This window comes from Bradyrhizobium sp. YR681 (assembly GCF_000282615.1).
GTDB lineage: Bacteria > Pseudomonadota > Alphaproteobacteria > Rhizobiales > Xanthobacteraceae > Bradyrhizobium.
The window spans coordinates 15,287-29,598 of record NZ_AKIY01000039.1 but is presented as its reverse complement, the minus strand read 5'-3'; the positions used below and the strand labels follow the sequence as shown (position 1 = coordinate 29,598).

At 63.7% G+C, this 14,312-nt stretch carries 12 protein-coding genes; 4 read left to right on the top strand and 8 right to left on the bottom strand.

Annotated elements, in window-relative coordinates; genetic code table 11:
* Positions 1-65: 65 nt before the first annotated feature.
* Both PMI42_RS05960 and PMI42_RS05955 read right to left on the bottom strand, forming a co-directional pair.
* A complete protein-coding gene (locus PMI42_RS05960; RefSeq protein ID WP_008131536.1) occupies positions 66-1,778 on the bottom strand; it encodes a sulfatase-like hydrolase/transferase in 1,713 nt (570 codons plus the stop codon).
* A 210-nt stretch (positions 1,779-1,988) separates the two neighbouring features.
* Positions 1,989-2,645: a TetR/AcrR family transcriptional regulator gene (locus tag PMI42_RS05955; RefSeq protein WP_035964646.1), complete on the bottom strand. Its 657-nt coding sequence runs from the start codon at positions 2,643-2,645 to the stop codon at positions 1,989-1,991.
* 106 nt (positions 2,646-2,751) lie between these two features.
* Between PMI42_RS05955 and PMI42_RS05950 the strand changes: the two genes are divergently transcribed.
* Positions 2,752-3,372: a hypothetical protein gene (locus tag PMI42_RS05950; protein ID WP_008131531.1), complete on the top strand. Its 621-nt coding sequence runs from the start codon at positions 2,752-2,754 to the stop codon at positions 3,370-3,372.
* A 9-nt stretch (positions 3,373-3,381) separates the two neighbouring features.
* On the opposite strand, the gene PMI42_RS05945 is transcribed toward PMI42_RS05950, so the two are convergent.
* Complete coding sequence (locus tag PMI42_RS05945; RefSeq protein ID WP_008131529.1) at positions 3,382-4,233, bottom strand: SDR family oxidoreductase; 852 nt, start codon at positions 4,231-4,233, stop codon at positions 3,382-3,384.
* A gap of 256 nt (positions 4,234-4,489) precedes the next feature.
* On the opposite strand from PMI42_RS05945, the gene PMI42_RS05940 reads away from it, so the two are divergent.
* From PMI42_RS05940 to PMI42_RS37415, 3 genes are read left to right on the top strand one after another with little or no spacing between them, the layout of a single operon-like run.
* Positions 4,490-8,833 carry a CHAT domain-containing protein gene (locus PMI42_RS05940; protein WP_008131528.1) on the top strand — a complete coding sequence of 1,448 codons (4,344 nt, stop codon included), beginning with the start codon at positions 4,490-4,492 and terminating at the stop codon, positions 8,831-8,833.
* A gap of 4 nt (positions 8,834-8,837) precedes the next feature.
* Positions 8,838-9,548: a peptidoglycan-binding domain-containing protein gene (locus PMI42_RS05935; RefSeq protein ID WP_008131526.1), complete on the top strand. Its 711-nt coding sequence runs from the start codon at positions 8,838-8,840 to the stop codon at positions 9,546-9,548.
* Between the two features lie 38 nt (positions 9,549-9,586).
* Complete coding sequence (locus PMI42_RS37415; protein WP_008131523.1) at positions 9,587-10,243, top strand: DUF1353 domain-containing protein; 657 nt, start codon at positions 9,587-9,589, stop codon at positions 10,241-10,243.
* 120 nt (positions 10,244-10,363) lie between these two features.
* On the opposite strand, the gene ilvC is transcribed toward PMI42_RS37415, so the two are convergent.
* The 5 genes from ilvC to ilvN all read right to left on the bottom strand — a co-directional run bounded on the left by ilvC (position 10,364) and on the right by ilvN (position 14,291).
* Entirely contained in the window at positions 10,364-11,383 is a 1,020-nt protein-coding gene (gene ilvC, locus PMI42_RS05925) for a ketol-acid reductoisomerase (RefSeq protein WP_008131520.1), read from the bottom strand.
* 132 nt (positions 11,384-11,515) lie between these two features.
* Positions 11,516-12,118 carry a LysE family translocator gene (locus PMI42_RS05920; protein ID WP_008131518.1) on the bottom strand — a complete coding sequence of 201 codons (603 nt, stop codon included), beginning with the start codon at positions 12,116-12,118 and terminating at the stop codon, positions 11,516-11,518.
* Positions 12,119-12,125: 7 nt separating this feature from the next.
* A complete protein-coding gene (locus PMI42_RS05915) occupies positions 12,126-13,001 on the bottom strand; it encodes an EamA family transporter (RefSeq protein ID WP_008131516.1) in 876 nt (291 codons plus the stop codon).
* 48 nt (positions 13,002-13,049) lie between these two features.
* Complete coding sequence (locus PMI42_RS05910) at positions 13,050-13,745, bottom strand: class I SAM-dependent methyltransferase (protein ID WP_008131513.1); 696 nt, start codon at positions 13,743-13,745, stop codon at positions 13,050-13,052.
* A gap of 3 nt (positions 13,746-13,748) precedes the next feature.
* Positions 13,749-14,291: an acetolactate synthase small subunit gene (gene ilvN, locus PMI42_RS05905; RefSeq protein ID WP_008131512.1), complete on the bottom strand. Its 543-nt coding sequence runs from the start codon at positions 14,289-14,291 to the stop codon at positions 13,749-13,751.
* Positions 14,292-14,312: the final 21 nt, after the last annotated feature.

Sequence of the window (14,312 nt, the reverse complement as noted above, 5' to 3'; positions counted from 1 at the left end):
TGAATGGCCCCGATGCAGCCGGACGACAACCGCATCGCAGTTGCGCGGGGATGACGGCGATAGGGCTAAAGCCCGCGGATCATCCCGGCATTGATCAGCAGCCGGTTGAGCCGCCGCGCCTCGGCGCCGTCCTTGCAGCCGTAGAACATGCCCTTGCAGCGGAGCATGATCTCCTTCTGCTCGGCGAAGGACGGATCGAGCGGGATGCCGGCAGCTTCCTGGATGACGAGCGGCAGATAGGGACCGTCGATCGTGTCCATCACGGCTTCGCTTCTGACCGGCTCGAAATTGACCGCGTCGATCGCGTAATAGGTCGCATAGAGACGCGGATCGTAAGCGTCGAGCTTCTTGCCGATGGCGCCTTCGTCGAGCCCGGGCTCGAGGATAGCAGGCGCAAATTCGGGCTGATGATCGCCGTAGCGCACGATCAGGAAGGGCTCGCCCGGAAAATTCTTCTTCAGGCCTGCGATGAACGCCTTGTACTGCTCGGCGCTCATGGCCTGCCGGCGCAGATATTCGTCGATGGACGCCACATTACCCGGCGCGCGCCAGTTCGCCAGCAGATCGGGGCGGAAGCGCGTCTCCCACGGGAAATGATTGGCGCCGAGATAGATGAAGGTGAACAGCGGCTTGTTCGGCGGCTGCTGGCCCATCAGCTGGAGCGCCTTGTCGTAGAAGAAGCTGTCCGGTTCGACATCCTTGGCGCCGAGATCCTTCGAATCGAGGAAGCGTTCGACACCGGTCGTCATCTGGAAGCTGCGTGCACCCATGAAACCGCCATAGGCGGGATAGAGCGACAGGGTGTCGTAGCCGCAGCGGCGCAGCGCCAGCGGCAGGCCGCGCTCGACACGGCCTGTCGCGATGCGCGTCACGAAATAGGCGAAGCGGCCGAACGAGCGAGAGGAGAGACCGGCGAGCACGTTGTATTCGGTGAACCAGCTCGGCCCGCCATTGCTCTCGGCCAGGAACGTGCGCTGCTTGCCGTCCCACGACTTGAAGTGGCTGCCATAGCCCTGTGGCACCTTGATGCCTTGGGCGGCGCGGATGTCGAAGCTCGATTCATCATGGACCATGACGATGTTCGGCCGGCGGCCGGCGGGATGACAGGCCTCGACCAGCGGCATGTTGAGCCGCTCATTGGTCGAGGCGGCCGATTCCATGAATCCGTATTGCGCGAAGTCGGACACCGCGCTGACGCCGGAGCGGAAGAATTTCGACAGATAGCCGTCGTCGTAATAGCCGCGCCAGGCCTCGTCCGGCTGATAGAGCGAATAACCAACCAGCGCGGCAAGGCAGGCGAGCTTGCAGGCGAGCGCCGGCAGGCGGCGGATGCGGAACGGATCGAGCCACCACAGCGCATACATCAGCGGCAGCGTGAGAAGGCCGGCTCCGATCACCGACCAGCGCAAATTCGGGAAGATCGTGAACAGGAACGCGACGGTGTCGCGGTCGATCATCATCAGGTCGATGAAGTTCACCGTCATCTGCACGACGTCGTGCTTGAGCCGCGACAGCAGCACCAGCACGACCACCATGGTCAGCGACAGCGCACCCGACAGCGCCGGACGCCGCAACAGCGTAATCCAGAAGAAGTTGAGGATGCCCCAGGCAAGCGCGAAGGACAGCCGCGAGCCGAAATCGGTCTCGGTCTCGTACATCAGCGCGATCGCGGCCAGATGCGGCGCGGCAACCGCGAGCAGCCGCCAGATACCGAGCGCGGCAACGCTCGCCAGCACGGCGGTCGTGGCAGAAGGACCTGGATTGGGCGCGGACGCCATGGTCGACACGCAACTTCTGGTCCGGCGCAATGATACCTAGCCGTCTGGCCGGCGTGACGACGGCTGGGGCGTCCGGAGCAGCCGGAAGCCTGCACCGTGTCATAAAACTGTAACGGAACAGTCAAGGACAGGCAACGCGCGCCGCGACCCGACCTTCGCTTAATGGTGGTGAGTGGCGAAGCGCCGCACGCGCCTCCTCACCACGAGGGTTCAGGGAGCCGGCTTCGCGATGCCGGCGATGAACAGGTCGATCACCTCTTCCGCCATCCGCTCGACTTCATCCTCGTCCACGCCCCAGCGCGGAAAGTGACCGTCGAGGTTCATCCGGGCAAAACCGTAGACCAGGGCGCGGCCGGCGATCTGGATGCGCTTGAGGTCGGTCGACCGCAGCAGCCCCTGTGCGGCCGCGTCAGCCAGCATCCGCTCGGTCAGCGCGACCAGTTCGGCATTGTCGCGCGTCAACTCCGCGGAGCTGCCGTGGACGAAATAACGGCCCGTCGAGATGATCTCGAAATGCGCAGGGTTCCGCATCGCCCAGCGCAGATAAGCGAGGCCGAAGGCGCGGAAGCGGGCCAGCGGATCGGTGGCCGGTATCTGGCCCAGGACCACCTCGATCTCGGCACGAAAGCGCCGCTGCGCCTCCTCGGCCACCGCCGCCATCAGCGCATCGCGGTTGGGGAAGTGCCGGAATGGTGCACCCGGCGACACCGCGGCCCGGCGCGCGGCCTCGCGCACCGAGACCTCTGCCCCCTCCGCAGCCAGTTGCAGCGCAGCATCGATGAGGACGCGGCGCAGGTCACCGTGATGGTAGGGCCGGGCTTGGGGCGTTCGGCGGGCGCGCGGCCTGGAAGGCGGACGGGAAGGCATGGAGCTTTCTAGCATCACCCGAACGTGAATGTAAGCATCGATTACACTGTTGACGGACACGGCACCTGCAAATGTAATCGATGATTACATAATGGAGGAGACCGTCATGTCACAACGTCAAAGCTGGCTCGAAGGCTGGCGGCTGCTGGCCGCCCTCTCCCTGAGCCTGATCGCGCTGAGCCTGTGGATCGCCTCGATGCGGCAATTCGAGGCCGAGGGCGTGCGGATGGTGATCCGATTTACGGCACGCAGCTCACTCACATTGTTCTGCCTTGCCTTCAGTGCCGCGGCGCTCGCCCGGCTGTGGCCGAACGCCTGGACACGCTGGCAGTGCCGCAACCGCCGTTATCTCGGCTTGAGCTTCACGGCCTCCCACGCGATCCACGCGATGGCGATCATCGCATTCGCCAACATGGATCCTTCCAGCTTTGCGGAGGCGACCTCGGCGGCCTCCTACATCTTCGGCGGCATCGGCTATGCCTTCATCATCGCCATGAGCGCGACCTCGTTCGACCGCACCGCCGCGCTGATCGGGCCCCCCGCCTGGCGCGCGCTGCACCTCACAGCCGGCTATTACCTCTGGTTCCAGTTCATGGTGTCGTTCGGCAAGCGCGTGCCGGCGATGCCGCTCTATGCCGCCTTCCTCGTTCCCCTGCTCGCCGTGATGGCCCTGAGGCTGATCGCGATGGCCGCCCATCCCCGCGGACGGACCATCGCGGCGGGCTGAAGCGGAGCCTCAGCCCTGCGGCAGCAGCCCGAGTTGCTTGGCAATGATGCGATCGAGCATCCGTTTCGGCAGCACGACTGCCATCAGATGACGCATCCGGTTGGGCGTGATCTGGTAGCGGACCTTGGGGCTTGGCGCGCTCAGCGCCTCGAACACGATTTCGGCGATGCGCTCGGCGGGCAGGCCATTCGCGCCGAGCGCCATCATGTACGCCATCACCTTGTTCAGCGCAGGCAAATAGGGCGAGTTCTTGTAGATGGAGAGATCAATCTGTTCGGCCTTGCTCCAGATCGGCGTGTTGACCGCGCCCGGGGCGACGATGATGACGTCGATGCCGAACAGCATCAGCTCGCGGCGCAGGCTTTCCGAGAGGCCCTCGATGGCGTGCTTGGACGTGCAATAGGGCGCCGACAAGGGATTGCCGTTCTTGCCCGCGACCGAGCTGATCATCACGATCCGTCCCTTCGGCCCCTTTAGCGACGGGTCCGCGCCGAGCAGCGGCCCGAACGCCTGCGTCGCGATCACAGGACCGATGACGTTGATCTCCATCTGGCGGCGGAAATCATCGGCCGACAATTCGAGCACGGGACCGGCGACCGCGACGCCCGCATTGTTGACCAGGCCCGCCAGCGTCTCGCCACACAGCGCCTCGCGCACCTGGCGCGCGGCGGCCAGCACGGCGGCCTCGTCGGTGACGTCGAACAACAGCGGCGTGAAATTGGCACCGAACTCATCCTGGAGCCGGTCGGCATCGGTCTGCTTGCGGACACTGCCGAAAACGCGATAGCCGCGCCCGATCAAATCTTTCGCGATGGCCCAGCCGATGCCGGTGGATGCACCGGTGACGACGACAGATCGCATGGTCTTCCCCCCCAAGAGTTCCCGCGATCATGCAGGAGATTGGTTCCGTCGCGCAATGCCCATGCAACCCCAGGGGAAGCGCGGCCAGTGGCGGCCCTCAAGATGGAGCGGCGCGCGAGGGCCACAACACGGATTGAACCGGCAACGAGCACCCGGAGGTCCGAGGCCCTATACGTCGCGCCAATTTTTGACTACAATTTCAAATATACTGACTATCGATTTTCAACTCCGTGATTTGACACGTCTGGAAAATGAGATGTTGTCGCGTGCCATGATTTTTCTGTGCAGGATCGTATTTGCGCTGGCGTGCATTGCCTTGGCCGCAAGCAGCTCCCGGGCACAGGATGCACAATGGCAATCCGCAATACAGAAAACCGGCTGCTTCAGTGAGCCGCTGGGTGCCCCGGCGCTCGTGTTGATCGCGTCGGCCTGGGATGAACGATCCCTGCCCAAACTGTTCGCGGATACGGCGCAAACGGCTGCACTTGCGAAATTCAAGGCCGCCGAGTCGCTCACCAAGGTTTCACCGCGCGAGTTGGCGCAGGTGCTGGGGCAGCTTCTCAAAACCACCGGCCCCGCGATCGAGCGGCTGAATGCCGATAGCCGGACCTACGGCCCTGCGCTTTGCCCGGTGCTCCATATCCAGGCCGGCGGCGATTTCATGCAAGTATTGAATGGCCAGGCTGAGACAACGCCGCCTCCCCAGCCCTATCTGAGCCTTGCGGAGTTCGCCCTGTCGATCCAGGGCTGCACGGCGGAAAGTGACCAACCGGGATGGTTCTCCGAAAACAGCACGACGGCATGGCAAAAGGCGGCTGCAAACCTGAAATTGCGGCCCAGGGACATGAAGCGTCCTTCGGCCGGAGAGACCGCGCATTTGCTGGCCGAACCGTTGCGAAGCGACCTGTGCGGCGCATCCTTCACCGGACAGCCCGTTGGTGGTGCAGGAGGTCTGCTTGCGCTCGCAAGATTATACGTGCCGCCTCCCAAGGCCGTATGCGGCTCCGATATCAAGCCGGCAGACCTTGCGGACATACTGGACATCATTCGCACCGAGCCCACGGCCGCCGGTGATTTTCCCGAATACGGCGTCAGCGAGCGCTGCCCCGTGCGTGAACGGCTGCTGTACGACCTGTACCGGCGCGCCAAGCGGGGCGAGCTGGACGCCAGCATTGTGACCCGGGCGCATCTGGCCGCCCTGGGATATCTGAAGGCGGACAAACCCGAGCAGGTCGAAGACAGAGTCCGCGCCGACTGGTTCCGGGCTACGCTGACCAAGAGCGATTTCAATATCAGCATCCGTCAAATTCCGACCCTGTCGCGCCTTGCCGAATTGGTCGCGCTCAACGACGAAGCGTTCGCCGTCGCCCTGGATGCGGCAAATCCATTCGCCCAATCGCAGCTCGGGATCGCACTGACCGAGGGTCTTAGCGACGCCGGCAAGAAGCCGGAGCGCGGCGTTCGGCTCTTCGAGGCGGCAGCAACAGGGGAGTCCCCCTTCGCCCTCCTGCGCGTCGCACAGGCCTACGAACAGGGTTACGGCGTGTCCGCCGATCCCGTTCGCGCCATCGCCGCTTATACCCGGCTCGCAAATCTCGGCCAGCCTGCGGGCGCGCTCGCCCTGGCACGCATCTACGAAGACGGGCAGCTCGTGCCGCGCGACCTCGCCGAAGCCGGAAAATGGTATCGCGCATTGCTCGCGGCGACGCGACCCGAACCACCATCCAGCGCTGGCGGCGATGCCCCGGATCAGCAGATCGACTGGGTCAACGGGATCGCGGACGCGATTCAGGATCGCATGCTCGCTGGCGCCGAATTCCTGTCCTCGCCGGAAGGACGGCAAATCGTGCTGGAGGCCGCGCAAAAGCATCCGGAACTTGCCACATCGCTTGGTGACGCATTTTCCTGCGTCGACTGTGGTGCAGCCATCAACCTCGACGCTGCCGCCGAATGGTATCGCGTGGGTGGCGGTGCGGCTTCCGACGATGGGAGCCTGGCCGAGAACAGGTTGCGTCTGCCGCGCCTTTTGCTGGCCTTGAAGAGACGCGATGAGGCCGTGACATGGCTGACGTCGGCGGCCAAGAACGACGCGCTTGCGGCAAACTTTCTGGCCTACATCCAGGCTGAGCAGGATTCCGCTGCGGATGCCCTCGTGGCGCTCATCTCAGCGCGGCTGGGTCCGGACGCTTGCAAGGTCGACGATACGGAAACGGACGAGGAATGCGTCCGGTTCGCCCATCTGCTCGCGAGCGGCGGTCTCGACCTGCGGCTCGTCAAGCTCGGCTTCGACCGTTTGAAGATGGCCAGCGACCGAACGCTGGCCCTGACACCCCCGAAGGACCGGGTGACCGCCGAAGTGGCCGCTTATGCCGATGTCCTGGCATTCTACGGTGACTTCGAAGAGGCACGCTCGGTGTTGAGCCGCGCGACGGGCAGCCTGGTCGGCAACGACGCCTACAGGGCGCGCAATGCCGTGATCCGGCGACTGATCAACACCCGGCCGAGTGCGGCCAACCCGCGCATCATCGCACTGAAGGGCCTGCTCGACACCTTGGCCGCCAAGGGCGATTCCGATGCCGGCATGTACCGCCAGATGCTTGGCGTGGTGCCCACGCCCGATCCGGGCAAGCTCGACGAGCCAATCAGTTACGAGAGCGCGACGGCCGAGTATCACGCACAGCTCGCGCGCGGCGGAATCAGCCGGGGCCTGGCGGCGGCGGCGCGACGGCTGTCCGAAGCTGAAGGACAACGCAAGAACCCCGCGGATGCCATCCGTCTCGAGATCGAAGCGCTCAACACCGAGCTTGATTTGGAGAAAACGGCGGGCATTTTCACCGGACCGCTGCCTGCGGCGCTCGCCCGGGTCTGCCTCTATTCAAAAGCCAGCCGGCGCATCTTCGATCTCGGCAGCACTGACGTGGCGCTGGTTTTGGCCAAGATCGCCGTCAACGAACTGCAAGACGTGCGACGCAGCGTGCACGAACTGCCCGAGCGTCTGCAATTGTGCTTCACCGACGTGGTTTCGGATCACTATCGCTGGCTTGCGGATCTGTTCATTCGCCAAGGCCGCCCAGCGATCGCCGAGCGCGTGCTTGGATTTCTCAAGGATTTCGAGGCGTTCCAGTTTCTCGACCGGGATTGGCGATTCCGGGGCATCGCGCTCGACCAGTTGCCGCTCTCCAATGAAGAGCTGACGGCGCAGAACGTCATCGCCGAGATCAGGATACCCGTCGCACTGCTCGGGCCGCGGCAGCGCGACCTGAAGGAGCGCCGCAGCAAATCTGGCCTGTCGGACGCCGAGCAACAGGAACTGGATTCGATCGAAACCCAGTTGAAGGCCTATTCGGCCAAGAGCGCCGGGTTGGTGGAGCAGCTGAGAGTTGCAGCAAAAACGGCCAATGAGCCCGACACGGAAGCACGACTGAACAGCCTGGGTTCGATCCAGTCGCGCTTGCGCATCGAACTGCGATCCGATGCCGTCGCGCTGCATTATGTCGTCTTGCCGAACCGCATGCACATCATCCTGACGCTCCCGGCGGGTGCCCAATTGACTCATACCTGGGATCGGCTGGACGACCGGCCGTTTGACGAAAATCTCCTGAACAAGAAGATCGCCCTCTTTCGGGACAAGCTTCGACAGCCCTCACAAGATGCCGTGCCTCTGGCACAGGAATTCTATGACCTCATGATCGGGCCGTTTGCCAGGGAGATTGCGGCTAGCGGTGCGCATACCCTGCTGGTATCTCTGGATCGCAAGCTGCGCTACATTCCCGTTGCAGCGCTGCACGATGGAAAATCCTATCTCGTCCGCACCTTCCAGTCATTTGCGATGACGGAGACTGTCCCCGCAGCGCTCGGGGCCTCGGCAGGTGCAAGCATGTCGGCCTTCGGGACCACCCTCGGATATCCGGGCTTCTCGGCGTTGCCCGCAGCCAAATTCGAGGTTGACGGATTGATCAAGAATGGCGGCAACCGGGGCATCGTCAATGGGCGCGAGTTCCTGGATTCGAAGTTCACTCGTACGTCGCTCAGCGATGGCATCTTGTTCAGTCGCGCCAGACAGGCCGAATTGGGAATGGTGCACATCGCATCGCATTTCAACCTGGGCAAGACCAACGCGCAGTCCTTTCTTCTACTCGGAGACGGCGGTCGCCTCAGCGTCAAGGACATCCAGGACAACATGGGCGCGAACCGCGAGTTCGATTTCGGCGACGTCGACCTGCTGACTCTGTCGGCCTGCCAAACCGCCTACGCCGGAGACGACTCCGACGGCCGGGAGCTCGAGAGCTTCGCGACCGCGGTCCAGCGTGAAGGCGTCAGGACGGTCATTGGAACACTTTGGCCGATCGCCGACCGTGCCTCTGCACTGTTCATGCATCTGTTCTACAGGAACGCAATCGAGCGCAAACTCCCGCGCGAGGCAGCGCTGGCCGAAACGCAGCGCGCCTTCATCAGCAACGACGCCGCCATATTTGGCGACGCCGGAAAGCCGACGCCCGCCAAAGCGGTACGAGACGCACCGCAGCCTCGCGCGCCGGACTACTCGCACCCGTATTATTGGGCACCTTTCGTCATGATGCAGGGAATCAGGAAAGGCTGACGCCGTGAACCGCTTCCATTCGCCTTCATTGGGCCTCTTGCTCTTCGCGCTCGCCATGTCGCCGGCAACGGCGCAACCAAAAAAACCGACCGCCAAACCCCCGGCTGCGCAATGCTTCCGGCTCGATGTCGACGAGGCGCATGGCCCGATCAAGCGGATACAGGTCGACTATGGCAAGAAGGACTTCACGGTCGAGCAATGGGGCGCACCGGGAATCCGCTACGTGATGGCCGCAAACTGCACCCCTGGAAAGAACGGCGTTTTGTCGTGCGGCACGGAGTGCGAGGGCGGCGGCGCCAGTTTGTCGATCCGCCGGGACGGAGTCCTGGTATTGGACGCCGAGGCGTTCCCATTATACGCCGAGGTCAAGTCAGCTCTGCCGGGCCCGGGGGATGTCGATGCGGCAGTGCTGACGGGCCTTTTCAACCTGCCTCCCGTATCCGACCAGCTATGTGGCGACGCGATCGAAGCCAATCAGCGCCCGGAACTGGATCTGAGAAAAGGCGAGTTCGAGCCACGCATCAAGGAGCTGGAGCAGATGCTGGTCGACCTCGGCTACCTCGCGCGCAGGCCGAGCTGGTACTTCACCGGAAAGACCGAGGCCGCGATTGCCCAATTCCAGCGCGCGATCGGCAGCAAATCGACCGGAGTCGCCGACGCCGAAACCGTCGGAAAACTCCGGATGACGGCGGCTGTCCGCGGCGGCAGCTGTTGAAGCCGGCGCCATCCACCGCCAGCAGAAGGAAAAGCAGCATGCTCTTCAATCGACGGGAAACCCTCGCACTTGCCGCCGGCAGCGCGCTCGGGCTGAGCGTGGCCAAAACCGGATCTGCCCAAACGGCCCAGAGCGGGCAAGCGAGCACAGCCGTCGAAAGCTGGATGGACGAATGGATTTCGTCGCGGCAGCGAGCTTCCGACGATCCCCTCCATGTCGGCCGCTTCAAGGAGCCGATCTACTATCTGCTGCGCCCCATATCCTGGCAACCCGGTGCGGATGCCCCCGCCAGGCTCGAAGCCGTCGAGGCGCCGGCCGGCTTCGTCACCGACTTTGCCAGCATACCCCAGATATTCTGGTCAGCGCTGCGCCCCGATGGCGAATACACCTATCCGGCGATTATTCACGATTACCTGTATTGGACCCAAACGCGCCCAAGAGCCGTTGCGGATGAAATCTTTCGCGCGTCGATGCAAGACTTCAATATCGCCCCCAAGACCATCACCCTGATCTACGAAGCGGTACGCCTTGGCGGTCAATCCGCCTGGGATGGAAATGCCGAGCTGAAGCGCAAGGGCGAGCGGCGCTTCCTCAAGCCCGACGCAAATCCGCGTGCGCGCGACAGCTGGATCATTTGGAAAGAGCGAACCGACGTATTCGCGGACGCCGATCCGCCGGAAGCTACGAAGAAGTAGTGACCATTCCGGCCCGCGATCTCGCCGAGCGAGCGCCGGGCTGGTGCACGTCTGCGTGGCCATCGTTTCAGAGGTTGAACCTCTCCCCGCCGTCCGGCGGGGAGAGGTCGAACGCAAGCCTCAGTTCTTGCTCTTGTCGACCAGCGCGCCCTTCTTGATCCAGGGCATCATGTCGCGGAGTTTCGCGCCGACTTCCTCGATCGGGTGCTGGGCGAGCTTGGCGCGGGTCGCCTTGAACGAGGTCTGGTTGACCTTGTTCTCGAGCATCCAGTCGCGGGCGAACTTGCCGCCCTGGATGTCGGCGAGAACGCGTTTCATCTCGGCCTTGGTCTCGGCGGTGACGATGCGCGGGCCGGTGACGTACTCGCCGTACTCGGCGGTGTTCGAGATCGAGTAGTTCATGTTGGCGATGCCGCCTTCATAGATCAGGTCGACGATCAGCTTCACTTCGTGCAGGCACTCGAAATAGGCCATCTCCGGAGCGTAGCCGGCTTCGACCAGGGTCTCGTAGCCGCCCTTGATCAGCTCGACCAGACCGCCGCAGAGCACGACCTGCTCGCCGAACAGATCGGTCTCGCACTCTTCCTTGAAGGTGGTCTCGATGATGCCGGCGCGGCCGCCGCCGACGGCGGAGGCGTAGGACAGGCCGAGGTCATGGGCGTTGCCCGAGACGTCCTTGGCGATCGCGATCAGGCAGGGCACGCCGCCGCCGCGCTGATACTCCGAGCGCACGGTGTGGCCGGGGCCCTTCGGCGCGATCATCAGCACGTCGAGGTCGGCGCGCGGATCGAGCAGGTTGAAGTGAACGTTGAGGCCGTGCGCGAACACGAGGGCGGCGCCCTTCTTCATGTTGTCGTGCAGGTGCTCGCGGTAGATGTCGCCCTGGAGCTCGTCCGGGGTCAGCATCATGACGAGGTCGGCCCATTTGGCGGCGTCGGCGACTTCCATCACCTTGAAGCCGGCGGCTTCCGCCTTCTTGACCGAGCCCGAGTCCTTGCGCAGGGCAATGGCGACGTCCTTGACGCCGGAGTCCTTGAGGTTCAGCGCATGGGCGTGGCCCTGGCTGCCATAGCCGACGATGGCGACCTTCTTGCCCTTGATCAGGTTCAGGTCGGCGTCGCGATCGTAATAAACACGCATAGTCGTTTCCTCGTTCAGGGCCAGAATCGGCCGATAGTCAGTGTCCGAAGGGTGAAATTTGCGGATTTCGGGGGCTGTCTAGAGCATTTCGGCCCCTTAGGGAAACCCGTTTCTGCATGGAAATCCGCGACATCATGCATCCATGAAAACGGGGTAGAGGGAGGCGAGCAGCAGGATTGCCATCAGGATGTTGAAGGCGCGGACCAGCCGCTCGGAGGTCAGCACCGGACGTAGTGCAGTGCCGAACAGGGCCCAGACCACGGTCGAGACCGTGCCGACGAGCAGGCTGATCAGGGTCTGGATCGCGATGTTGACCGGAAACTGCGCGATAGCCGCATAGGCGGTGATGGTGCCGATCACGATCACCCAGCCCTTGGCGTTGATCCACTGGAACATCGCCGCGCCCCAGAAGGTCATCGGGCCGCGGCCGCTGTCGCCCCCCGGCGTGGTCGGGCCGGACATGGCGATTACCGCGGCGAGGTAGATCAGGTAGGCCGCTCCTGCATATTTCAGGATGGTCTGGAGGATAGGATAGGCCAGGAACACGGTCCCGAGCCCGAGACCCACCGCAGCGACCATGAAGGCAAAGCCGATGACGATGCCGGCGATGTGCGGGATGGTGCGCCTGAATCCATAGGTCAGGCCCGAGGCCAGCAGCATGATGTTGTTCGGCCCGGGGGTGAAGTACATCACCACCATGAAGGCGAGGAAGGCATAGAAGAGCGAGTGGGTCATCGTCGCCTCACGCCGTCTTCGGCAGGATCTGCGGGCGCCGCGCCAGCACCATCACCGCGATGCCGCCGATCACGATCAGCATGCCGGCGAGCCGCAGCGGGCCGAACCGTTCGCCGAACACGACGCTGGACGCGACCGAGCCGACGAACGGCACCAGCAGCGCGAACGGCACCACCTGGGCCGCGGGATAATCACGCAGCAGCCGCCCCCACAGCCAATAGGCGATGCTGGTGGAGATGGCGCCAATCGCCAGCAGGCAGATCAGACCTGTCAGCGACATGTGGATCAGCGACTGGAACGTCGGCACCGGCCCGTTCACGACCAGCGCCAGCGCGAAAAGCGGCACTGCGGTCGCAAGGCAGAGCCAGGCGAACAGGTCGAACATCGGCACGCCGCGCGCGCCGCGCAGCAGGAGATTGCCGACGGCGAAGCTGAGCGGCGCGATCATCAGCACCGCAAAGGCACCGACGCTGAAATCGTAACCGACGGTGCCGCAGATCATCAGCAGGCCGGCTGCCGCGATGGCGACGCCGAGCGTCTGCACCGGCGTCGGCCGCTCGCCGAACGCGATCGCGGCAAAGCCGATCGTGAACAGCGCCTGGCTCTGCACGACGACGGAGGTCAGGCCCACCGGCACGCCATGGGCGATGCCGTAGGCCTGACTCAGAAACTGGCCGAGAAACAGCGTAAAACTGATCGCGATCAGCAGCGACCAGGCGACCTTCGGCTTGGGAATGAACAGGCACGGCACCGCGGCGATGGTGAAACGCATCGCCGTCATCAGCTCCGGCGAAAACTCGTCGAGCGCGATCCGGCTCGCCACGAAGGCAAGTCCCCAGATGATCGCCACCACGATGGCGATGAGGATGTCGGCCGGCTTCATTGTTATTCCCGGTTCTGCCCTGTCGTGCAGCCCTGTTGTTATTCGTGTCTAGCCTTGCTCGCCGGCTTTCGGTTTGCGCAGGAGATAAGTGCCGTGCATCGGTGCGTGGTAGTCGACCGAGATCAGCGCGAAGCCGACATCGGTCAGCATCCGCTCCATCACCCAGCCGAAGGTGGAATATTCGTCGCGCATATGCGTGACCACGCTCTCGCGGGAAAAATCATGGTTCTTGATGTGGAAGTCGGCCCATTGCTCGACGTCGCGCTCGACCGCGTCGGGCATCGAGGCATAGACGATGTCGCGCAGGTAGAAAGTCGCACCCGGCTTCAGCGCGCGAAAGATCCGCGACATCGCCACCACCTTCCAGAAATCCGGCAGATGGTGCAGCGTGAACTCGCTGACGATCAGATCGTAGGAGTCCGGCTGGTAAGCAAAGCTGAGCAGGCCGGCCGGCTGCGTCGCAACCTTGGCCTTGCGGTCCCGTGCATAGATCTCGGCGAGCGCCAGCATCGCAGGCGAGATGTCGATGGCGTCGACTTGCGCACCCAGCAGCGCGGCTTCGGTCGCCAGCACGCCGTTGCCGCAGCCGATATCGGCAATCCGCCAGCCTCGCTGGACGCCCAACATTTTCAACGCGGCGCGCGCGCGCAAATCGGCGTCGTCGTGGTTATCATAGATCGAGGCAACGGCGGGGCCGATGCCCATCCGATTCCGCTCGTTGTAGTACCAGTCGCGCGCCAGCATGGCTCACATCCCTTCGGGCCCGCGGCCGATCGCGGCAACGCCGGTGCGCGACACCTCAACAAGGCCGAGCGGGCGCATCAGGTCGATAAACTGGTTGATCTTGTCGGTATTGCCTGTGATCTCGAACACGAAGCTCTCGGTGGTGGCGTCGATCACGCGGGCGCGGAACGCATCCGCCAGCCTGAGCGCCTCGACGCGGTGCTCGCCCTGCCCGCGCACCTTCACCATCGCCAGTTCGCGCTCGATCGAGCGCTTGGTCTGGGTCATGTCGACGACCTGGTAGACGGGGATCATGCGATCGAGCTGGTGCTTGATCTGCGCGATCACCATCGGCGTGCCCGTGGTGACGATGGTGATGCGCGACAGATGCTTCTGGGCCTCGGTCTCCGAGACCGTGAGGCTCTCGATGTTGTAGCCGCGGCCCGAGAACAGGCCGATGACGCGCGCGAGCACGCCGGGCTCGTTCTGCACGAGCACCGCAAGCGTGTGCGTCTCGTTGGGGTCGTGACGCTCTTCGATGAAATAGGCGGATGCGGGCTGGTTCATTGTCGTCCCCTCTATTCTCTT

What these genes read in the sequence shown, in the direction of transcription:
- PMI42_RS05940 (WP_008131528.1), top strand. Translation starts at nt 4,490, where the DNA reads ATGTTGTCGCGTGCCATGATTTTTCTGTGCAGGATCGTATTTGCGCTG.
- ilvN (WP_008131512.1), bottom strand. Translation starts at nt 14,291, where the DNA reads ATGAACCAGCCCGCATCCGCCTATTTCATCGAAGAGCGTCACGACCCC.
- PMI42_RS05915 (WP_008131516.1), bottom strand. Translation starts at nt 13,001, where the DNA reads ATGAAGCCGGCCGACATCCTCATCGCCATCGTGGTGGCGATCATCTGG.
- PMI42_RS05950 (WP_008131531.1), top strand. Translation starts at nt 2,752, where the DNA reads ATGTCACAACGTCAAAGCTGGCTCGAAGGCTGGCGGCTGCTGGCCGCC.
- PMI42_RS05945 (WP_008131529.1), bottom strand. Translation starts at nt 4,233, where the DNA reads ATGCGATCTGTCGTCGTCACCGGTGCATCCACCGGCATCGGCTGGGCC.
- PMI42_RS05955 (WP_035964646.1), bottom strand. Translation starts at nt 2,645, where the DNA reads ATGCCTTCCCGTCCGCCTTCCAGGCCGCGCGCCCGCCGAACGCCCCAA.
- PMI42_RS37415 (WP_008131523.1), top strand. Translation starts at nt 9,587, where the DNA reads ATGCTCTTCAATCGACGGGAAACCCTCGCACTTGCCGCCGGCAGCGCG.
- PMI42_RS05960 (WP_008131536.1), bottom strand. Translation starts at nt 1,778, where the DNA reads ATGGCGTCCGCGCCCAATCCAGGTCCTTCTGCCACGACCGCCGTGCTG.
- PMI42_RS05920 (WP_008131518.1), bottom strand. Translation starts at nt 12,118, where the DNA reads ATGACCCACTCGCTCTTCTATGCCTTCCTCGCCTTCATGGTGGTGATG.
- ilvC (WP_008131520.1), bottom strand. Translation starts at nt 11,383, where the DNA reads ATGCGTGTTTATTACGATCGCGACGCCGACCTGAACCTGATCAAGGGC.
- PMI42_RS05910 (WP_008131513.1), bottom strand. Translation starts at nt 13,745, where the DNA reads ATGCTGGCGCGCGACTGGTACTACAACGAGCGGAATCGGATGGGCATC.